At 63.9% G+C, this 18,805-nt stretch carries 18 protein-coding genes; 10 read left to right on the forward strand and 8 right to left on the reverse strand.

The window, feature by feature from the left end; all coding sequences use genetic code 11:
- Positions 1 to 164: 164 nt before the first annotated feature.
- A complete protein-coding gene (locus FJ974_RS07640) occupies positions 165 to 1,775 on the reverse strand; it encodes an ABC transporter substrate-binding protein (protein WP_140536202.1) in 1,611 nt (536 codons plus the stop codon).
- A 339-nt stretch (positions 1,776 to 2,114) separates the two neighbouring features.
- On the opposite strand from FJ974_RS07640, the gene FJ974_RS07645 reads away from it, so the two are divergent.
- Positions 2,115 to 3,308 carry a M24 family metallopeptidase gene (locus FJ974_RS07645; RefSeq protein WP_140536205.1) on the forward strand — a complete coding sequence of 398 codons (1,194 nt, stop codon included), beginning with the start codon at positions 2,115 to 2,117 and terminating at the stop codon, positions 3,306 to 3,308.
- Between the two features lie 175 nt (positions 3,309 to 3,483).
- On the opposite strand, the gene FJ974_RS07650 is transcribed toward FJ974_RS07645, so the two are convergent.
- The 3 genes from FJ974_RS07650 to FJ974_RS07660 are packed head-to-tail and all read right to left on the reverse strand — an operon-like array spanning position 3,484 to position 5,972.
- Positions 3,484 to 3,900, reverse strand: coding sequence for a cupin domain-containing protein (locus tag FJ974_RS07650; RefSeq protein WP_140536207.1), 417 nt, complete (start codon positions 3,898 to 3,900; stop codon positions 3,484 to 3,486).
- Positions 3,897 to 4,769, reverse strand: a complete 873-nt coding sequence (locus FJ974_RS07655) for a phosphoenolpyruvate hydrolase family protein (RefSeq protein WP_140536209.1) — start codon at positions 4,767 to 4,769, stop codon at positions 3,897 to 3,899. The genes FJ974_RS07650 and FJ974_RS07655 overlap by 4 nt, the downstream gene beginning before the upstream one ends.
- A 6-nt stretch (positions 4,770 to 4,775) precedes the next feature.
- Positions 4,776 to 5,972 (reverse strand): Tm-1-like ATP-binding domain-containing protein, encoded by a 1,197-nt coding sequence (locus FJ974_RS07660; protein ID WP_140536211.1) that lies wholly within the window; start codon positions 5,970 to 5,972, stop codon positions 4,776 to 4,778.
- 97 nt (positions 5,973 to 6,069) lie between these two features.
- On the opposite strand from FJ974_RS07660, the gene FJ974_RS07665 reads away from it, so the two are divergent.
- The 7 genes from FJ974_RS07665 (at position 6,070) to FJ974_RS07695 (ending at position 12,788) form a co-directional block, all read left to right on the forward strand.
- Positions 6,070 to 6,762, forward strand: coding sequence for a TetR/AcrR family transcriptional regulator (locus tag FJ974_RS07665; RefSeq protein WP_140536213.1), 693 nt, complete (start codon positions 6,070 to 6,072; stop codon positions 6,760 to 6,762).
- Between the two features lie 356 nt (positions 6,763 to 7,118).
- Complete coding sequence (locus FJ974_RS07670; protein WP_140536216.1) at positions 7,119 to 8,435, forward strand: ABC transporter substrate-binding protein; 1,317 nt, start codon at positions 7,119 to 7,121, stop codon at positions 8,433 to 8,435.
- A 66-nt stretch (positions 8,436 to 8,501) separates the two neighbouring features.
- A complete protein-coding gene (locus FJ974_RS07675) occupies positions 8,502 to 9,407 on the forward strand; it encodes a carbohydrate ABC transporter permease (RefSeq protein WP_140536218.1) in 906 nt (301 codons plus the stop codon).
- Positions 9,408 to 9,410: 3 nt separating this feature from the next.
- Positions 9,411 to 10,367 (forward strand): carbohydrate ABC transporter permease, encoded by a 957-nt coding sequence (locus tag FJ974_RS07680; protein WP_140536220.1) that lies wholly within the window; start codon positions 9,411 to 9,413, stop codon positions 10,365 to 10,367.
- Complete coding sequence (locus FJ974_RS07685) at positions 10,364 to 10,585, forward strand: hypothetical protein (RefSeq protein WP_140536223.1); 222 nt, start codon at positions 10,364 to 10,366, stop codon at positions 10,583 to 10,585. The genes FJ974_RS07680 and FJ974_RS07685 overlap by 4 nt, the downstream gene beginning before the upstream one ends.
- Positions 10,582 to 11,685 (forward strand): ABC transporter ATP-binding protein, encoded by a 1,104-nt coding sequence (locus FJ974_RS07690; RefSeq protein WP_140536225.1) that lies wholly within the window; start codon positions 10,582 to 10,584, stop codon positions 11,683 to 11,685. The genes FJ974_RS07685 and FJ974_RS07690 overlap by 4 nt, the downstream gene beginning before the upstream one ends.
- Entirely contained in the window at positions 11,685 to 12,788 is a 1,104-nt protein-coding gene (locus FJ974_RS07695; RefSeq protein ID WP_140536227.1) for an ABC transporter ATP-binding protein, read from the forward strand. Before FJ974_RS07690 ends, FJ974_RS07695 begins: the two co-directional genes overlap by 1 nt.
- Positions 12,789 to 12,794: 6 nt before the next feature.
- Here the strand turns inward: FJ974_RS07695 and FJ974_RS07700 are convergent, their stop codons facing one another.
- The gene (locus tag FJ974_RS07700) at positions 12,795 to 13,769 is read right to left on the reverse strand and encodes an AraC family transcriptional regulator (RefSeq protein ID WP_140536230.1); all 975 of its coding nucleotides are present in this window, start codon (positions 13,767 to 13,769) and stop codon (positions 12,795 to 12,797) included.
- Positions 13,770 to 13,860: 91 nt separating this feature from the next.
- Here FJ974_RS07700 and FJ974_RS07705 point away from each other — a divergent pair, with 91 nt between their 5' ends.
- Positions 13,861 to 15,075, forward strand: coding sequence for an MFS transporter (locus tag FJ974_RS07705; RefSeq protein WP_140536233.1), 1,215 nt, complete (start codon positions 13,861 to 13,863; stop codon positions 15,073 to 15,075).
- A 94-nt stretch (positions 15,076 to 15,169) separates the two neighbouring features.
- On the opposite strand, the gene FJ974_RS07710 is transcribed toward FJ974_RS07705, so the two are convergent.
- Complete coding sequence (locus FJ974_RS07710) at positions 15,170 to 15,517, reverse strand: GFA family protein (protein ID WP_140536236.1); 348 nt, start codon at positions 15,515 to 15,517, stop codon at positions 15,170 to 15,172.
- A 181-nt stretch (positions 15,518 to 15,698) separates the two neighbouring features.
- Here FJ974_RS07710 and FJ974_RS07715 point away from each other — a divergent pair, with 181 nt between their 5' ends.
- The gene (locus FJ974_RS07715) at positions 15,699 to 16,991 is read left to right on the forward strand and encodes an amidase (protein WP_140536239.1); all 1,293 of its coding nucleotides are present in this window, start codon (positions 15,699 to 15,701) and stop codon (positions 16,989 to 16,991) included.
- Positions 16,992 to 17,044: 53 nt separating this feature from the next.
- Here the strand turns inward: FJ974_RS07715 and FJ974_RS07720 are convergent, their stop codons facing one another.
- Both FJ974_RS07720 and FJ974_RS07725 read right to left on the reverse strand, forming a co-directional pair.
- Positions 17,045 to 18,022, reverse strand: a complete 978-nt coding sequence (locus FJ974_RS07720) for a hydroxyacid dehydrogenase (RefSeq protein WP_140536242.1) — start codon at positions 18,020 to 18,022, stop codon at positions 17,045 to 17,047.
- A gap of 66 nt (positions 18,023 to 18,088) precedes the next feature.
- Positions 18,089 to 18,805 carry a FadR/GntR family transcriptional regulator gene (locus tag FJ974_RS07725; protein ID WP_140536245.1) on the reverse strand — a complete coding sequence of 239 codons (717 nt, stop codon included), beginning with the start codon at positions 18,803 to 18,805 and terminating at the stop codon, positions 18,089 to 18,091.

Consider the following 18,805-nt stretch of genomic DNA (forward strand, 5'->3'; position numbering starts at 1 on the left):
CTATGGCTTCGCCAATTTTCGGCGTTGCAGAACTGGCGGGACGGATAAGCTTCTGATCTCCCCCCTTGAGGGGGAGATGTCCGGCAGGACAGAGAGGGGGGTGACGGAACGCGGCCTCCGGCCTAATTCCCATTTTCTCGCGAACTTTCATCCGCGCGAATGTGTCACGATTCCAAATACGTGTCCGCCCAGTTCGACACCGCCCAGCGCGGGTTGTTGGCGATGTTGCCGACCTTGTCGCTCGCCACGCTGATAAAACTCCATTCGGCGACGTTGATCAGCGGCAGGTCGGCGGCCACCTTTTTCTGGAACTCCTTGTAGAGTTCGGTGCGGGCGGACGTATCGAGCGTCTCCGACGCCTTGGCGATCAGCGCGTCCAGATCGGCGTTCTTGTAGCCGCCCTGGTTGGAGAAGGGCACGCCGTCCGGAATGCCGCTCTGCACCAGGATGGTGGTCGAGATCGCCGGGTCGCCGCGGAAAACCGGCGGGCCGACGGCGAGGTCGAAGGCATGGTCGGTGTAGACCGCTTTTATATGCGCGGCGGAGTCGTTGTTGACGATCACTGCGTCGACGCCGATGGCCGCCAGCGCCTGCCGCAGATAGTCGCCGAACTGCTTTGTTTCGTTGAAATAGGGTGCGGGCAAGAGCTTCAGCGCAAAGCGCTTGCCGTCGTCGGCCCGCTTGTAGCCAGCCTCATCGAGCAAGGCATTGGCCTTGGCGATATCGAACGGATAGGTCTGCACGTCGGCGGTATAGAATTGCGGATCATTCTTCGGCACGGGGCCGGTGGCGGCGGCGGCATAGCCGAGGAAGATCGTCTTGACGACGAAGTCCTTGTCGATGGCGTGCGCGATCGCCTGCCGCACCTTGAGGTCGGCCAGTTCCTTGCGGCGGTGGTTGATCTCGACCACAAGCTGGTACGTCAGCCCCTCATAGCCTTTGGTGATGACTTTGAGGCCCGGCACCTTGGAGATGCGATCAAGATCGGCTAACGGCACGGCTGAGAAGGCGGCGAGCTGGATCTCTTCGGCCTCAAGTGCTGCGGCCGCCGAGGTGCGGTCGGGCAGCACCCGGTAGACGATCTCGTCGAGATAGGGCTCGTCCTTGCCCCAATAGGCATCGTTCCTCGTCAATCTGTAATACTGCCCCGCCTTGTATTCTGCGAATTTGAACGGGCCGGTGCCGACCGGCGCGTTGTTGGCCGGGTTGTCCTCGATCTTGCCGTTCTCATAGACATGTTTCGGCACGACGCTCGACAGCGCTGGCAAGGCGTTGCGGATCAGCTGGAACGGCGTCGGCTTGGCGAATTTGAAGATTGCGGTCAGGTCGTCGGGCGTATCGATGGCGCTGAGATCCTTGAACACGGTGCGGCCGAGATTCTGCAGCGGCTTCCAGACCTGCAGCGCCGAGAAGGCGACGTCGGCCGAGGTGAAAGGCTTGCCGTCATGCCACTTCACACCGTCGCGCAGCTTGAAGGTCACCGACAGGCCGTCGGCGGCGCCTTCCCAGGAGAGCGCCAGGCGCGGCGCCAGTCCGTCCTTGCCGTCGAAGGAGGCCTCGGCCAGCGTCTCGACGATCTTGCTGGAGATGAAGAAGACGCCGTTGGAGGCGACGATCGCCGGGTTGAGGTTGCGCGGCTCGGAATCGGCGGCAACGATCAATCGGCCGCCTTTCTTCGGCGTCTGCGCCCGGCCGATGGCCGGCAGCGCTGTCGAGGCCAGAAGCAGCGCCGAGCCGGCAAGCACGGTGCGGCGTGAAATCGTCAATTCGGACATCGTTCAACTCCCCTCTGCGTCCCGCTGCAGGCGCGGGCGCTCTCGAATGGTTGAGGATTATGGCCTTTGGCAAAGGTTTCGCCAGAGACGGATTTGGCGCATGCTGGCTGGGCTTTGAAATTTTCGTCCGCTGGACCAGTTATGTCGACTGGCAAAAGCCGGCTATCTGGTAATACCAGTTTTATGCGAAGGGCGACTTCAGAGAGGCTGACAGGGTCGAGCCGCCATGCCAGCACCAGTTCTGGCTGGACCAGAGTGGCCAAAATGATGCAGATTTGGCCAACGGCCAAGGCGTAGGAAGCTGGTCGCTCAGCGGCCGGGAAAATCAGGGAGAGGCAGATGAACATCGCTCCGGGCAAGACTGCCGTCAGCAGCACCCCTTTCGACCAGGCGCGGGTGGACCGGCTGATGGAGGAAGCTGGCATCGACGTGCTCTTCGCCACCTCCAAGCACAACACGCAATATCTGCTCGGCGGCTACAAGTTCATCTTCTTTGCCGCGATGGATGCGATCGGCCACAGCCGCTATCTGCCGATCGTGCTTTACGAAAAGGGCGGGCCGGAGCACGCGGCTTATATCGGCAACAAGATGGAAGGCGGCGAGCACCAGAACCATCCGTTCTGGACGCCGACGCTGCATGCCGCCTGCTGGGGAACGCTCGACGCCGCCAATCTTGCCGTGGAGCATCTGCACAAGATCGGCAAGGCAGCCGCCCGCATCGGCATCGAGCCCGGCTTCCTGCCGTCGGACGCCTATACGCTGATCCGCAAGGCGCTGCCGGATGCCAAGCTGATCGACGCGACCGACATGCTGGAACGCATGCGCGCGATCAAGACTGAGGCAGAGCTCGAAAAGCTGCGCATCGCCTCCGAGCTGATCACCGATTCCATGCTGGCGACGATTGCATGGGCGGGCGAAGGCAGGACCAAGGCCGAGATCATCGAGCAATTGCGGCGCGAGGAGACCAATCGCGGCGCGCATTTCGAATATTGCCTGCTGACGCTAGGCTCCAGCCACAACCGCGCCGCCTCGGACCAGGCGTGGAAGCAGGGCGAGGTGCTGTCGATCGATTCCGGCGGCAATTATCACGGCTATATCGGCGACCTCTGCCGCATGGGCGTGCTCGGCGAACCGGATGCCGAACTGGAGGATCTGCTGGCCGAGGTCGAGGCGGTGCAACAGGCTGCCTTCTCGAAGGTGAAGGCGGGCACGCTCGGCGGCGACATGATTTCCCATGCGGAGAGCGTGCTGAAGGCCTCAAAGGTCTCGTCCTACACGGATTTCTTCGCCCACGGCATGGGACTGATCACGCATGAGGCGCCGTTCCTGATGACCAACCATCCGGTCGCCTATGAAGGCACCTATGCGGCCAAGCCGCTTGAGGCGAACATGGTGCTGTCGGTCGAGACGACCATGCTCCACCCGACACGCGGCTTCATCAAGCTGGAGGATACGGTCGCGGTGACGGACAGCGGTTATGTGATGTTTGGCGATCGGGGACGCGGGTGGAACAGGGGTGGGGTAGCAGCTTAGCGCTGGCGCCGCTCCCCCTCACCCGGATTGCCAACCGAATTGCAAGAGCAATTCGGGGCAATCCGACCTCTCCCCGAGGGGAGAGGAGCGTGCCGGTGCCAGCGCCAATCTCTTCTCCCCGCCGGGGAGAAGGTGGCCGCGAAGCGGCCGGATGAGGGGGCTGCGACGCTGAAGATTATTTGCCCGTCGGCAGCAGCCTGAAATCCGGCAGCTCCCGTAACGCCAGTTCCGGTCCGGCCGGCGAGTAGACGACGAAGAGCTGCATCGGGCCGTCGCCGGTGTTTAGCGTCGAATGGAAGCGGCTCTCGGGCACGTAGATGGTGCAGCCGGGGCCGACTTTGGCGACCACCGGATTGCCCTCTTCGTCCTCGACCATCTGCTCGCCATTGCCCGAGATGACGAAGATGATTTCCTCGGCGCCCGGGTGGTTGTGACGCGTGTGGCCCTTGCCGGACGGCAGGTCGACGACGCCACCGGAAAAACGGCTGGCGCCGTTCACTTCGGGCGCCACCGTCAGCGCCAGCCTGCCCCAGTCGAAGCCGAAGGCGCTGACGTCCTTCGGGTAGACGAACACCTTGCTCTTGTCGCTCATCGCCTCATCCCTTCTTTTTCTTGGACGGTCTTATTGCCGCCAAAGGTCACGGCCTTGAAATCGGCGGTCTGTCTGGCGATAGCTGCTTCCGCCGGCAGCCGCTCCATGGAGCTTGCGCCATAGAAACCGTGCAGGCCCTTGCAGCGGTCGAGAATGTAGCGGGCGTCGTCCGGCATCGCGATCGGGCCGCCATGGCAAAGCAGGATGACGTCCTTGCGCACCGTGCGGGCGGCCTCGGCGATGGCGTCGATTTCGACGACGCAGTCGTCGAGCGACTTCGCCGAGGTGGCGCCGATGGAACCGCCTGTGGTCACGCCCATATGGGCGACGACGATGTCGGCGCCGGCTTTTGTCATGTCGAGCGCTTCTTGGGGATTGAAGACATAGGGAGTCGTCAGAAGATCGAGCTTGTGCGCCTCGGCAATCATCTCGACCTCCAGCCCGAAGCCCATGCCGGTCTCTTCAAAGCTCTGGCGCATGGTGCCGTCGAACAGGCCGATGGTCGGAAAATTCTGCACGCCGGAAAAGCCCATCGTCTTCAGTTCTGCAAGCAACAGCGGCATGATGACGAAAGGATCAGTGCCGTTGACGCCGGCCAGCACCGGCGTCTTCTTCACCACCGGCAGCACTTCATGGGCCATTTCCCTGACGATCTCGTTGGCGTTGCCATAGGCGAGCAGGCCGGCGGCCGAGCCGCGCCCGGCCATACGGTAGCGGCCGGAATTGTAGATGATGATCAAGTCGATGCCGCCCGCCTCCTCGGCCTTGGCCGACAGGCCGGTGCCGGCGCCGCCGCCGACGATCGGCACGCCGTCGGCGATCATCTTGCGGAATTTTTCGAGGATTTCTTTGCGCGGAATGGCGGCCATCGGGTCTCACCTGCTGGCGATGTCGAGGAAAGCCGCAACCGCGGCCCTGGCGAATTCGGGGTCGTTGATGTGCAGCGGCAGGCGCGACACGGTGCGCGTTGCGTTCGGCATGATGGTGCGCTCGATGGCCTCGAAGAGGGCTGCATCGGCCTCCGGGTCGAAGAAGGCGCCGCCTTCGATGTCGAGCGCCGAAACGCCTTTTTCGGGGATCAGAAAGCGGACAGGGCCATCGCAGCGCGCCAGGCGGCCGCCGATCCATTCGCCGATCTGGCGGGATTCGTCGGCCGTGGTGCGCATCAGCGTGACGTTCGGATTGTGCTCGTAGAACAGCCGTCCGCGATAGCGCTCGGGGATCGTCGGCGGTGCCCAGAAGTTCACCATGTCGAGCGCGCCGACCGAGCCGACATAGGGCAGTTTGGTACGGGCGATGGCGCCGAAGCGGTCTTCGGTCGCCGGCAGCACGCCGCCGAGCAGGAAGTCGCAGACCTCGGTCGTGGTGATGTCGAGAACGCCGGCGAGCAGTCCACTGTCGGCCAGCTTCTCCATCGAGCGGCCGCCGGTGCCGGTGGCGTGGAAGACCATGCAGTCATACGTCGCGCGCAGCTGGTCGGCGATCGCCGTGAGGCAGGGCGTGGTGACGCCGAACATGGTCAAGCCCAGTGAGGGTTTGCCGGCAGCGGAAGGCGCCGGCCTTGCAGCCATGCCTGCTATTGCCTGGGCGGCATTGTGGAGCACCATACGGGAGAGCCGGTTGAGGCCGGCCATGTCGGTCACCGACGGCATCATGGTGATGTCGGAAACATCGACGTAAGGCGCGGTGTCGCCGGAAGCGAGCGTCGAAACCATGATCTTGGGCAGGCCGAGCGGCAGCGTGCGCATGCCGGCGGTGACGATCGAGGTGCCGCCGCCGCCGCCGATGCCGATCACGCCGGCGATGTCGTCACGCGACTGGATGAAGCGGCTGAAGGCGACGTTCATTGCTGCAACGGCGGTGCCGCGATCGTCGATGCCGAGCACCGCGCCGGCGCCGTCAGGATGATGCGCGGCGACTTGGCTTGCCGCGACATCGACAGGCACTGTGGCGCCGCGCGTGCCGATGTCGACGCGCGCGACCATGCCGCCTGCCGTGGCGACGGCATCGGCCAGGAAGGCGAGTTCCTCACCCTTGGTGTCGGCGGTGCCGACCACGTAGATGCGCTTCATCGCGTTTCCCCGTCATGCGGCGCTCGATATTGCCGCCAGCTGCTCTTGCCCGGCATGACGCCATTGCAATTTTTTGAGACACGCGTATCGTATTGACATGGATGTCTCACGTCAACAAGCCGCCGCCTCCAACGACAATGCCGAACAGACGGCAGTGGCCGAAAGGGGGCCGCGCGCGCGCACCAGGCGGCTGATGCTGGAGACGGCGACGAAGCTGATGCAGTCCGGCGTGACGCCTTCGGTCAGTGAGGTCGCGGAAGCGGCGCAGGTCTCGCGCGCGACCGCCTATCGTTATTTCCCCAGCCAGGCAGCGCTTGTGCAGGCCGTCGTCGACGAAGGCCTCGGTCCGATCCTCACCTGGAAATCGGGGTCGAGCGATCCGGAGCGGCGGGTGGCCGACCTGTTCACCACCGCCATGCCGCGCATTGAGGCTTTCGAGGCGACGTTCAAGGCGGCGCTGAAGCTTTCGCTCGACCAGTGGGCGCAGCGGCAGGCGGGAACGCTCGGCTCCGAACCGGCCTTCAAGCGCGGCCATCGCGTCGAGCTGCTCAAGGATGCGATCGCGCCGCTCAAGGGCCGTTTGCCGCCGCGCCAGTTCAGGCGCCTGGCGCAGGCGCTGTCGATGATGTTCGGCGTCGAGGTGCTGATCGTTCTGAAAGACATTTGGGGGCTGGAGAGCCGCCAGATGATGTCGGTCGCGCAATGGGCGGCGGGCGCGCTGGTGCGCGCGGCGATGGCGGAAGCGACAGCGAAAGAACAGGGAAGATCGGGCGCGCCTGACACGAAATGAAACAAATCTGGTTCGACCAGATTGCGAAGCCGGCTGGGCATAATAATTGTGATGGTGAGCTGGAAACAAGGGCTCCATGTATCAAGGAGTAGGAAAAACAAGGGAAAACAGATAGATGTGACGGCTAGCGGCTTACTTGAGCGCTCGCAATAAGCCAAGAAAGCGCTTGACGTCTGTCTTGAATTGGTAATACCAGATGGAAGCTAAAAGCGGATCGAAGTGAGATCTGACATACATTTTTCCGGCGGGGCGAGGAGGCCCGAAACCGGAGAAGTGCCATCACGGGAGGAACTACCAGGGCCGGCGACGCTGCCGGCTCGCATGACAAGGTAGAATGCGCACAAGGGAGGAAAATTATGCGCAAGATAGTGACCAGCGTGATTGCTGGTATCGGCCTGGCGCTTGCCTGCGGAACATCCGTCCGCGCGCAGGACAAGGAACTCACCATCTTCTGGGCGGAATGGGATCCGGCGAACTATCTGCAGGAACTCGTCAACGATTACACGGCCGAGACCGGCGTGAAGGTTACGGTGCAGACCACGCCGTGGCCGGACTTTCAGACCAAGGCCTTTACCGAATTCAATGCGCATGGCGACGCTTATGACCTGGTGGTCGGCGACTCGCAGTGGCTGGGCGCCGGTTCGACTCAAGGGCACTATGTCGACCTCACCGACTTCTTCAACCAGCACAAGCTCGCCGATGTGATGGCGCCCGCGACCATCAAATATTATGCCGAATACCCCGGCGGTTCCGGCAAATACTGGGCGATCCCGCTGGAAGGCGACGCGATCGGCTGGTCCTACCGCAAGGACTGGTTCGAGGACCCGAAGGAGAAGGAAGCCTTCAAGGCCAAATACGGCTACGACCTCGACATCCCGAAGACCTACGCGCAGCTGCGCGACATCGCCGAATTCTTCTACCGTCCGGACCAGAAGCGGTACGGCGTCGCCATCTATACCGACAATTCCTATGACGCGATGGCGATGGGCGTCGAAAGCGCCATCTTCAGCTATGGCGGCGATCTCGGCGACTACGCAACCTACAAGGTCGACGGCATCACCAATTCGAAAGATGCTGCCGCCGGACTCGACATGTACAAGCAACTCTACAAGTTCACGCCTCCCGGCTGGGGCAAGACCTTCTTCGTGGAAGACAACCAGGCGATCACCGGCGGCCTGGCCGCGATGAGCATGAACTTCTTCGCCTTCTTCCCGCCGCTGGTGAACAAGGCCACCAACCCCTATGCCGACGTCACCGGCTTCTTCGCCAATCCGGCTGGTCCGGACGGCAAGCGCTTCGCCGCTCTCGGCGGCCAGGGCATCTCCGTCATCTCGTACTCGAAGAACAAGGACGAGGCGATGAAGTTCCTGGAATGGTTCATCAAGGACGAGACCCAGAAGAAGTGGGCCGAGCTCGGCGGTTACACCTGCAGCCAGGCCGTGCTGAAGTCGGAAGCCTTCCAGAGCGCCACGCCTTACAACAAGGCGTTCTACGACACGATGTTCATGGTCAAGGATTTCTGGGCGACGCCTGAATATGCCGAGGTGCTCGATCAGCTGAACCAGAACATCTATCCGTTCGTGGTCGGCGGCAAGGGCACCGCCCAGGAAGCGCTCGACAAGACCGCCGCCGACTGGAAGGCGACGTTCACCAAGTACAATCGCTACAAGTAGGCATCACAGTCGGAATGCCGGAGGAGGGTTTCCCCTCCGGCATTCCTGTTTTCAGGGAGACGATCGTTGGCTTCGGTAGCCCTTACCAATCTTGATCCGGCCTCCAGGGCCGCCGCGCGCGGCTGGTCGGATCTGACCATCCGCAACATGTTCATCATCCCGACGCTGGCTTTCCTGATCGTTTTCAACATTTTCCCGCTGATCTATTCGCTAGGATATTCCTTCACCAATTTCGCGGCGAACCGGAGCGAGCCGTGGCAGTTCGTCGGCCTGCAGAACTACCGCGAGCTGCTCAGCGACGACCACATCTGGTCGAACTTCGTCATCACGGCGAAATACGTCATCGTGTCCGTGGCCGGACAGATGATCGTCGGCTTCGGCCTCGCGCTTTTGCTCAACCGCAGTTTCCCGATGAAGGGCCTGATCACCACGCTGCTGCTGTTGCCGATGATGATGTCGGCGGCGGTCGTTGGCCTGTTCTGGCAGCTGCTCTACAGCCCGTCATGGGGCCCGATCAATTATGTCTTCGGCCTGGGCGATTTCGCCTGGCTTTCCAATCCCGACAGCGCGCTTTATGCGGTTGCGATCACCGATATCTGGATGTGGTCGCCCTTCGTCATGCTGCTGTCGCTTGCCGGCCTCTCGGCGGTGCCGCAGCATCTCTACGAGGCGGCGGCAATCGACCGGGCCAGCTGGTGGTACACCTTCACCCGCATAACCTTGCCACTGGTCTCGCCGATCCTTTTGATCGCGCTGATCTTCCGCACCATGGAAGCCTTCAAGACCTTCGACATCGCCTACACGATGACGACCCAGCCGACCGCCGAACTGATTGCGATCCGGCTCTACAAGCAGGCCTTCCAGCAGTGGGATACCGGCAAGTCCTGCGCGCTGGCCTACATCGTGCTGATCATGGTGCTGGCCATCACCAACCTCTATGTGAAGTACCTCAACAAGGTGAAGGAGCGCTGACAGATGGCCGCCGTCCGCACTTCTTCCGAGGTCGCGCTCAACCGCGTCGCAATCGCCGCGGTGCTGATCGCGACGCTGATCTTCCTCGCGCCGATCTATTGGATCGCCTCCACGGCGTTCAAGCCGAAGGATCTCGCCGTCAGCGTGCCGCCCACCGTCCTTTTCCAACCGGAAGTCACGCCCTTCATCCGGTTGTTCACCAAGCGGGTGCAGATGCAGAAGACCGTCGACCCGCAAGTCTACGACGCCGCGCCCTGGTGGGAAAAGCGCATCTATGACGGCGGCGAGCGGGTGCTGAAGGTCGGCAAGGACGTGCAGCTTTCGCAATATCCCGACCGCTTCATGAACAGCCTGATCGTGGCGGTAATCAGCACCGTGCTTGCGGTGGGCATGGGGACCTTCACCGCCTACGGCTTCTCGCGCTTCAAGATCGCGGGCGAGGCTGACCTGCTCTTCTTCATCCTGTCGACGCGCATGCTGCCGCCGGTGGTCGTGGCGATCCCGATGTTCCTGATGTACCGGTCGGTCGGCCTCAACGATTCGCATATCGGCCTGATCATCCTCTACGTCGCCTTCAACCTGTCCTTCTCAGTCTGGCTGATGAAGGGTTTCATGGACGAGATTCCGAAGGAATATGAGGAGGCGGCGCTGGTCGACGGCTACACGCGCATGCAGGCCTTCTTCAAGATCGTGCTGCCGGAAGCGGCGACCGGCATCGCCGCCACCGCGGTGTTCTGCTTCATCACAGCCTGGAACGAATATGCCTTCGCGCTGATCATGACCAACCGGCGCGCCCAGACGGCGCCGCCTTTCATCCCTAGCCAGATCGGTTCAGGCCTGCCGGACTGGACCACGATCGCTGCGGGAACCTTCCTGTTTCTGCTGCCGGTCGCGATCTTCACGTTCCTGCTGCGCAATCACCTGCTTCGCGGCGTGACCTTCGGAGCGATCCGCAAATGAGTTTTCGCGCCGTCAACGAGAAGTACCTTTTGCCGGCATCGCAGATCCTCATGGTGCTGGGCATCGTCGCGCTCTGCCAGCCATGGAGCCTCGGCCTGCATTCCTATGGCGTGACGATCATCCTGATCGGGCTGATCGGCTTCAACATCACGTCCAAGATCGCGCCGGAGCGCGGCGAGGAAACCGGCGCCGCGACGCATGAGGGGGCCCGGCAGTGACGCAGATCGAACTTCGCGGCATCGAGAAATTCTTCGGCGCCGTCCAGGTCATCCATAATCTGAACCTCGCCATCGCCGACAACGAGTTCATCGTGCTGCTTGGCCAGTCGGGCTGCGGCAAGACGACGACGCTGCGCGCCATAGCAGGGCTGGAGACGATCGACCAGGGCGACATCCTGATCGACGGCAAGGCCGTGCAGCACCTCAAGGCCGCAGATCGCGATATCGCGATGGTATTCCAGTCCTTCTCGCTCTACCCGCATATGACAGTGTTCGAGAACATCGCCTTTCCGTTGCGGGCAACGCGCCTGAGCGGCGGCGAGGTCGACAAATCGGTGCGCGAGATCGCCCGTGTCCTGCGTATCACGGACCTGCTCGACAAGAAGCCGTCGGCGCTCTCGGGCGGCGACATGCAACGTGTTGCGATCGGCCGCGCGCTGGTGCGTCGCCCCAAGGCGATGCTGATGGACGAGCCGATCGGGGCGCTGGACGCCAAGCTGCGCGAGGAGATGCGGGCCGAGATCAAGCGCCTGCATATCAAGCAGGGCTCGACCACAATCTACGTCACGCACGACCAGATCGAGGCGATGAGCCTCGCCGACCGCATCGTCATCATGCATGAGGGCTTCATCCAGCAGGTCGGCACGCCGGACGACGTCTATTCACATCCGGCCAACCTGTTCGTTGCCCAGTTCGTCGGCAGCCCGGTGATGAACATCGCTGAGGCCAGCGTCGGCGAGGCAGCCAGCGCGGCGCATGTCACCGTCGGCGGCGCGCAAGCGGGTTTCGAGTTCCCTCGCGAACTCCTGTCCAAACTCAACGGCCACGCCAATGGCGGGCTGACGCTCGGCATCCGTCCGGAAGGGGTGCTTGTCCGGCGCGACGCCGCGCCCGGCTATATGCCGGTGGAAGCGCATATCATCGAACCGCTCGGCTCTTTCGACATCGTCGACCTCAAGGTCGGTTCCAAGATGCTGCGCGCCCGCACCAAGGCCGGATATGTTTCGGGGCCGGGCGAAAAGGTCCATGCCCGCATCGATCCCGAGCAGGCGCATTTCTTCGACACGGCAAGCGGCAAGTCGCTGGGGGTAAAGCTGTAATGGCTCATATCGAGCTCAGGAACATCACCAAGAAGTTCGGCGGCCACACCGCGCTTACCGGTCTCGACCTTGACATCGCCGATGGCGCGTTCTTCGTGCTGCTCGGCGAGACGGGCGCCGGCAAGACGACGACGCTGCGCCTGATCGCCGGGCTCGAGAAGCCGACCGAGGGCCAGGTCCTCATCGATGGTGTCGATGTCGCCGACTGGGGCGCGGCCGAGCGCGACGTGGCGCTGGTGCTGCAGCAATATTCGCTCTATCCGCGCTACACGGTGCGCCAGAATCTCGAATTTCCGCTGAAGCCGAAGATCCGCCGTTTGCCGGATGCCGAGATCAAGGACCGCGTCGACCGCGCCGCCCGCACGCTCAGGATCGAGCATCTGCTCGACCGCAAGACCGACCGGCTCTCCGGCGGCGAGATGCAACGCGTTTCGATCGGCCGCGCCATCGTGCGCAAGCCGCGCGTCTTCCTGATGGACGAGCCGCTGTCGGCGCTCGACGCCAAGCTGCGCGAGGCGCTGCGCACGGAGCTGAAGAACCTGCAGATGCAGCTCGGCGCCACCTTCCTGTTCGTCACCCACGACCAGATCGAGGCGATGTCGATGGGCGACAAGGTCGGCGTGCTCCACCACGGCCATATCATCCAGACCGGCACGCCGCACGAGATCTACAACAATCCGCGCAACACCTATGTCGCGAGCTTCGTCGGCTCGCCGCCTATGAACCTCATCGACGGCAGGCTGGTCAACGACCGCGCGGTGATGGCGCCGATGAATTTCGAACTGCCGCTTACAGGGGGAGCCGGGGCTTTTGCGGGGGGCAAGACGAGCGGTGCGACCGAGGGTCGCCCGCTCGTCTTCGGCATCCGTCCGGAGGATGTCTATCTGGAAAGCGGCGCGCCGGTCGAAGCGCGCGTCCACGACGTCGAGAACCATGGCGTGGAGAAGATCCTGACGCTGAGGGTCGGCGACACGATGCTCAGGGCCACGGTGCCGGCGAGAACCGATGTCGAGATTGAACAGCCGGTGCGCTTTGCCTGGAATCCGGACAAGGTGGTGATGTTCGACAAGGGCAGCGGCGTCAGCCTGCGGCATGCCGGCTGAATAGCGTCAGGGCTGGCTGTCGCTCTCGCCGTTATTGCGGAAATGGCTTGGCGCCACACCTATCACCCGCTTGAAGGCGCGGCTGAAGGAAGCTTCCGAGTCGTAGCCCAGTCTCGCCGCCACGACCGAGACCCGCATGCCGTCGCGGGTGAGCCACTGCCGGGCCTGGTGCATGCGTACGCGCAGGACATATTTAGCCGGCGTCTCGTTGACCACGGTGGCGAAACGCTGCGCGAAGGCGGAGCGCGAGGCGCCCATCATCCGCGCCAGCGCCTCGACCGTCCAGTCGCGTTCGGGCTGCAGGTGGATGGCGGCGAGCACCTTGCCGATATCCGGGTTGCGGACGGCAGCGATCCAGCCGGAGGCGTCGCCGCAGCCATTCTCCACCCAGCAGCGAATGATGGTGGCGGCAAGAACATCGGCCAAGCGGGCCAGAATGCCGCCGGAACCGACGCGGTCCATCGTCACCTCGCCGGCCATCGCATCGAGCAGATGCTGGATGCTCGGCGCATTCGCCATCAATTCATGCGCGCGCATCAGGTCGGGCATCATTTCGAGCAGCGGGTGCGAGCCGTCGAGGTTGAAATGCATGCTGCCGCAAAACAGCAAGGTCCTCGGGCCGCCGCAGCATTCGTTGGAGACGTCGTAGATGTTCTCGCACACCGGCTCGATGGTGTAGCGGCCCATCGGCACGGCAGGCACGCCCGGCGCGCTGGCCAAAATATGCTCGTCGCCGCGTGGAACGAGCAGCGCATCGCCGACTTTCAGTTCGATCCACTCCTTCGCCGGTGAAAACAGCCAGCAGCCTTGCTGGCCGATGAAATGGAACCGCGCCGCCTTCTGGGCCGGGAAGGCCACCGCCCAGGGCGCCCCCAGCACACACCTGCCGTAATCGACGCCGTCGAGGCGCAATCCGCGCAGCATGTCGGTTAGGGGATCGCCGGAAGCCGGCAGGGTGGTTTTGGACGAATTGTAATTCATTTCGGCGTTTATAGCATGGAAACTCCAGGCGGTCACTCCCTATGTTGCAGTGCAGCCAAATGTTGCGCCGCAACCTGCCGGAGATTTTACCATGACCGAACCCGCCACGGGCGTCATCGACGCCGCTGTTCTCGACAGAACCGAATCCGAGGAAAGAACCGAACCGGCATGGGGCGCGGTGGTATCGCTGGCGCTCGGCGTGTTCGGACTGGTGACCGCCGAATTCCTGCCCGCCAGCCTGCTGACGCGGCTTGCGCAAGACCTCGGCGTCACCGAAGGCGCGGCAGGACAGGCGGTGACGGCAACGGCTGTCGTCGGCGCGATCGCGGCCCCCACCATGGCCATCGTCACCAAGCGGCTCGACCGCAGGCTGGTCATGTGGATGCTCTCGGTCCTGCTGATCGCTTCCAACCTGCTCGCCGCCTTCGCGTCCTCACTCACCATGCTGCTTCTTGCCCGCGTTGTTCTGGGCGTCGCGCTTGGCGGCTTCTGGGCAATGTCGGCCGCCATGACGCTGCGGCTGGTGCCGATGCGGCTTATGCCGCGCGCCATGTCGATCATCCTGACCGGAGTGTCCGTCGCCACGGTCACGGCGGCTCCGGTCGGCGCCTATGTCGGCGACGTCTGGGGCTGGCGGACCGCCTTCATGATCGCGGCGGTCGTCGGTGCGCTGGCGCTGCTGGTGCAGATCGCCACCATTCCGCGGCTGCCGCCGGCCGGCGTGGCAGGTTTCCGCACCTTGCTTGACGTGCTGAAGCGGCCGACGATCCGCGTCGCCCTGCTTGTCGTTCTGCTCGTCGCCTCGGGACAGTTTGCCGGCTTTACTTATGTGCGGCCATTCCTGGAAGCCGTGCCGGTCATGCCGATCGAGACGATCTCGCTGGTGCTGCTTGCCTATGGCATAGGCGGCTTCTTCGGCAATTTCGCCGGCGGCTTCCTGGCCGAGCGCAATCTCAAGGCGGCCGTCGGTCTGGCGCCGCTGCTCATCGCCCTGTCGGCCCTGGCACTGCTTGCCCTCGGCGCCTCGCCGGTGACGGCGGCAATCGCGGTCGCCGCCTGGGGCTTCGCCTTCGGCGCGGTTCCGGTCGGGCTGCAGACCTGGCTGGTGCGGGCCGCACCCGACCAGGCCGAAAGCGCCGGCGGGCTGATGGTCGCGACGTTCCAGGTGGCGATTGCGCTCGGCGCCATCTTCGGCGGCCTGCTGGTCGACCACGCCGGCGTGGCGAGCGCCTTCGCCTATAGCGCTGCCGCGACGCTGCTGGCGGCGCTGGTCGCCTTCCTGATGGGGCCCAGGCAGACGGATTAGCCCGGCGGCGCCGCGGCCGTTTCGGACATCGGCCCCGGCACCTTTTTGGTTCCGGGCCGAAGCCGTCATCACGGTCCCCAAGAATCGTCTTCGATCAGGCCGAGCGGCCGTCGAAGTCGAACACCTGCACCGAAGCAAGATCGACATCGTCGAGGCAGTTGATGTTGATGTAGGCGCTGCGTTCGCCGCCTTCGCTGACGTCCTCGGCGAAGGGGTGGATGCCGCAGGTACGGCAGAAACGGTGAGCGATGATGCCTTTGCCGAAAGTATAGCGGCCGAGGTCGTCGCCCCAGGCGACCAGGCTAAGCCTGTCATGCGGCACGGCCCACAGCAGCGCGCCCTTGCGCCGGCAGATCGAGCAGTTGCAGCGCACCGCCCCGCCAAGCTCGCCCTCGACCTCGAACGCCACCTTGCCGCAGTGGCAACCGCCTTTGTAGAGCATCGGTCCTTCCTCCCGCTTCGGCAGGTGCAAAGGCACGCTTGCCGGGCTATCCCTTGCGCAGGCCTGAGTTGGCCTCTGCAAGTCGCTGTTTTTTATGCAATTCCAAAAACGGAAAACCGCTACACACTTTTCTCGGAATTGCTTTAAAGACGTTGCAAGTCTGCCGGGTCCGACATCGAAAATGCAATCCATTCGCGATCGCCTTGAAATCATCCTGTCACGTCTTGCCAATCGCGCCGACGAGAAGGTCTACACAAAGCTCTATTCCGAGGCCGCGCGCGCTGCGGCGGACGCCGCCGATGCCCGCCAGAAGGCCGGCGTGGGCCTCGGGCTGCTCGACGGCGCCATCGTCTCGATCAAGGACCTGTTCGACGTCGCCGGCGAGCCGACTGCGGCCGGTTCGCTGATGCTGGCCAGCGCCGCGCCGGCTTCTCGGGACGCGGCGGTCGTGCGCAGGCTCAGGCAGGCCGGCGCCGTCATTCTCGGCAAGACCAACATGACCGAGTTCGCCTTCACCGCCATCGGCGACAATCTTCATTATGGCACCCCGGGCAATGCCGTTGATGCCAGCCTGATCCCTGGCGGCTCATCGTCCGGTGCCGCGGTGGCGGTGGCGGAAGGCAGCAGCGCGATTTCGATCGGCTCGGATACCGGCGGTTCGGTGCGCATTCCGGCTTCGCTCAACGGCGTCGTCGGCTTCAAGCCGACGGCGCGTCGGGTGCCGCTCGCCGGCGCCTTTCCCCTATCCATGACGCTGGATTCGATCGGGCCGCTCGCGCGCAGCGTCACCGAATGCGCGCTTGCCGATGCGGTCATGGCAGGCGAGGACTCTGCTTTTCTGCAGCCGATTGCGCTCGCCGGCCTCCGCGTCGGCATTCCGCGCGGCGTGCTTTTCGACGAGACGCAAGCCGAGGTCGCTTCGGCGTTCGAGGGAAGCATTCGCAAGCTCGAACAAAGTGGCGCGCGCGTCGCCGACCTCGCGGTCGACGACCTCATCGCCGAGATGCGCGCGGCGACAAAGCGCGGCACGATCGCGTCGATGGAGGGGGCCGAAGTTCATGAGGACTGGCTGGCGGCCGGCGCATCGGTGCCGGTCGACCCGCATGTGAGCGGGCCGCTGTCGCGGGCGCTCGCCATTCCCGCATCCGTCTACATCAGGACGATCCGCCGCCGCACCGAACTCGCCGCTTCCATGGACGAGCGGCTGGCGTCCGTCGATGTGCTGGCCTTGCCGACCACGCCGATGGTCGCGCCGTCGATTGCCGCCATGACCGGCGACGAAGCGCTGCGCGACAAGACGGAAGGCCTGCTGCTGCGCAACACCCAGGCCGCCAACCAGTTCGATCTCTGCGCGATCTCGCTGCCGATGCCAGGCATGATACTGCCGGCGGGGCTGATGCTGGTGGCCAGGCGGGGCCACGACCGCCACCTTCTCGGAATCGCCGCAGCGGTGGAGACGTTGCTCGGCCGTTGATCGCATCAGCGCGACGAAAGATCGTCGGCAATCAGTGAATTCAGGTGTCGTGTTCAGTCCGCCGGAAACCGCCTGCGGTAATGCTCAATCACTTCCGGATTGCGCAGATTGACCGGCAATTTGTTGGCCAGCACCAGCAGCGTCTCGCCGGCGGCGCCGACGCCCATGCGCATCATCGATTGCTCGGTGATGCCGGCCATGTGCGGGGTGACGATGACATTGTCGAAGCCGAAATAGGGGTGGCCCGGCGGCAGCGGCTGGGTGGCGAAAACGTCGAGCGCGGCACCGCCGATGCGGCCTTTGCGCAAGGCCTCGATCAGCGCGTCGTCATCGATCACCGGACCGCGCGAGATGTTGATCAGCAGTGCGTCCGGCTTCATGCGGGCGATGCGTTCGCGACCGATCAGGCCACGCGTTTCCGGCGTCAGCGGACAGCACAGAACGATGATGTCGCTCTGCTCGACCAGCGCGTCGATCGACAGGAAGCCGATCCTGTCGGGCGCCGGCTGCATGCTGCGCGTCGTCGCCACCACATTGAGACCGAAGCCGTGCGCGGCGATATGGCCGACCGCCTGGCCGATCGCACCGAAGCCGACAATGCCGATCGTCTTGCCGGCGAGTTCGCTGGCGAAACTGGCGTGGTCGCGGCCGGCAAGCCAACCCTTGGCGCGCAGGTCGCGGTCGACCACGCGGAAACGTCGAAGCAGCGCAAGAGCGGCGAACATCACATATTCGGCAACCGATCGCGCATTGACCGCCGGCACGTTGGCCACCAGAACGCCGGCGGCGGCGGCCGCTTCCATCGGCACCATGTCAAGTCCGGCGCCGTGGCGGACCGCCGCCCTCAGCCTGGTCGCGCCTTCAAACAGCGCGGGCGGCAGCGGCGCGCGAACGATGATGACGTCGGCGTCCTTCGCTTCGGCGGCCAGCGTGGCGGCATCGAGGGCGGATGCAACGACGAGTTCGCCGGCGCCGGCCAGCATGGCGGAGGCGCGCGGATGCAGCGTGTGCGTTGACAGTATCTTGGGCATCGGGCTCCCGCTTGTTTTAGCGCATTTCTGCGACGCCAGCGATTCCGCCTGGCTGCAGAATGCTGATTAGGCCCTTTCGAGCGCCGCGCTTTTCGGCCCCGCTCCATGGCCCTCGATCAGGCCCTTCCAGTAGCTCTCGGCACCTTGCAGATGGGCGCTCATCAGTGCCTGGGCGAGGTTGCCGTCGCGGCGCAGCAGCGCCTCGTAGATCTGGATGTGCTCGGCATGCGAGCGGATGTTGCGCTCGGGATCGTTGAAGTAGATCGGCAGGCGCTGCTCACCCATCAGATAGTAGACGCTGCAGATGTTGTGGAAGACGCCGTTCTTGGTCGCCCGGACGATTTCGAGATGGAATTCGCGATCCTCCTTGGCGAGACCCTCGCCGGCGGCGATGCGCTCCTCGGAGGCCTTCAGGATCTCCCGCAGCCGCTCGAAATTCTCTTCCGTGGCGCGCGAGCAGGCAAGCTCGGCGGCCTTGATCTCGTGGATCTTGCGCAATTCGACGGTCTCGTAGATCTGCACCGGATCGAGCGGCAGCCCGGCGCGGGCGAACAGCGCCAATGCCTCGACACTGGCCTGCTTGGTATCGACATAGATGCCGGATTTGGCGCGGCGCTCGACGATGCGCATCGCTTCGAGGATGGCCAGCGCCTCGCGGATCTGGCCGCGGCTGACGCTGAAATGCTCGGCCAGTTCGCGCTCAGACGGCGTGCGGCCCGTGTCCTTGTCCGAGCTGGAGAACAGATAGGCGGCGAGTTCCGCGAGAAGGTTCTTTTCTTTCAT

It is taken from the genome of Mesorhizobium sp. B1-1-8, assembly GCF_006442795.2.
In the GTDB taxonomy this organism is placed as follows: domain Bacteria; phylum Pseudomonadota; class Alphaproteobacteria; order Rhizobiales; family Rhizobiaceae; genus Mesorhizobium.

Excerpts from the sequence above, each read along its gene's own strand:
- FJ974_RS07640 (WP_140536202.1), bottom strand. The coding sequence starts at position 1,775 with ATGTCCGAATTGACGATTTCACGCCGCACCGTGCTTGCCGGCTCGGCG.
- FJ974_RS07645 (WP_140536205.1), top strand. The coding sequence starts at position 2,115 with ATGAACATCGCTCCGGGCAAGACTGCCGTCAGCAGCACCCCTTTCGAC.
- FJ974_RS07650 (WP_140536207.1), bottom strand. The coding sequence starts at position 3,900 with ATGAGCGACAAGAGCAAGGTGTTCGTCTACCCGAAGGACGTCAGCGCC.
- FJ974_RS07655 (WP_140536209.1), bottom strand. The coding sequence starts at position 4,769 with ATGGCCGCCATTCCGCGCAAAGAAATCCTCGAAAAATTCCGCAAGATG.
- FJ974_RS07660 (WP_140536211.1), bottom strand. The coding sequence starts at position 5,972 with ATGAAGCGCATCTACGTGGTCGGCACCGCCGACACCAAGGGTGAGGAA.
- FJ974_RS07665 (WP_140536213.1), top strand. The coding sequence starts at position 6,070 with ATGGATGTCTCACGTCAACAAGCCGCCGCCTCCAACGACAATGCCGAA.
- FJ974_RS07670 (WP_140536216.1), top strand. The coding sequence starts at position 7,119 with ATGCGCAAGATAGTGACCAGCGTGATTGCTGGTATCGGCCTGGCGCTT.
- FJ974_RS07680 (WP_140536220.1), top strand. The coding sequence starts at position 9,411 with ATGGCCGCCGTCCGCACTTCTTCCGAGGTCGCGCTCAACCGCGTCGCA.
- FJ974_RS07685 (WP_140536223.1), top strand. The coding sequence starts at position 10,364 with ATGAGTTTTCGCGCCGTCAACGAGAAGTACCTTTTGCCGGCATCGCAG.
- FJ974_RS07695 (WP_140536227.1), top strand. The coding sequence starts at position 11,685 with ATGGCTCATATCGAGCTCAGGAACATCACCAAGAAGTTCGGCGGCCAC.
- FJ974_RS07700 (WP_140536230.1), bottom strand. The coding sequence starts at position 13,769 with ATGAATTACAATTCGTCCAAAACCACCCTGCCGGCTTCCGGCGATCCC.
- FJ974_RS07705 (WP_140536233.1), top strand. The coding sequence starts at position 13,861 with ATGACCGAACCCGCCACGGGCGTCATCGACGCCGCTGTTCTCGACAGA.
- FJ974_RS07710 (WP_140536236.1), bottom strand. The coding sequence starts at position 15,517 with ATGCTCTACAAAGGCGGTTGCCACTGCGGCAAGGTGGCGTTCGAGGTC.
- FJ974_RS07715 (WP_140536239.1), top strand. The coding sequence starts at position 15,699 with ATGCAATCCATTCGCGATCGCCTTGAAATCATCCTGTCACGTCTTGCC.
- FJ974_RS07720 (WP_140536242.1), bottom strand. The coding sequence starts at position 18,022 with ATGCCCAAGATACTGTCAACGCACACGCTGCATCCGCGCGCCTCCGCC.
- FJ974_RS07725 (WP_140536245.1), bottom strand. The coding sequence starts at position 18,805 with ATGAAAGAAAAGAACCTTCTCGCGGAACTCGCCGCCTATCTGTTCTCC.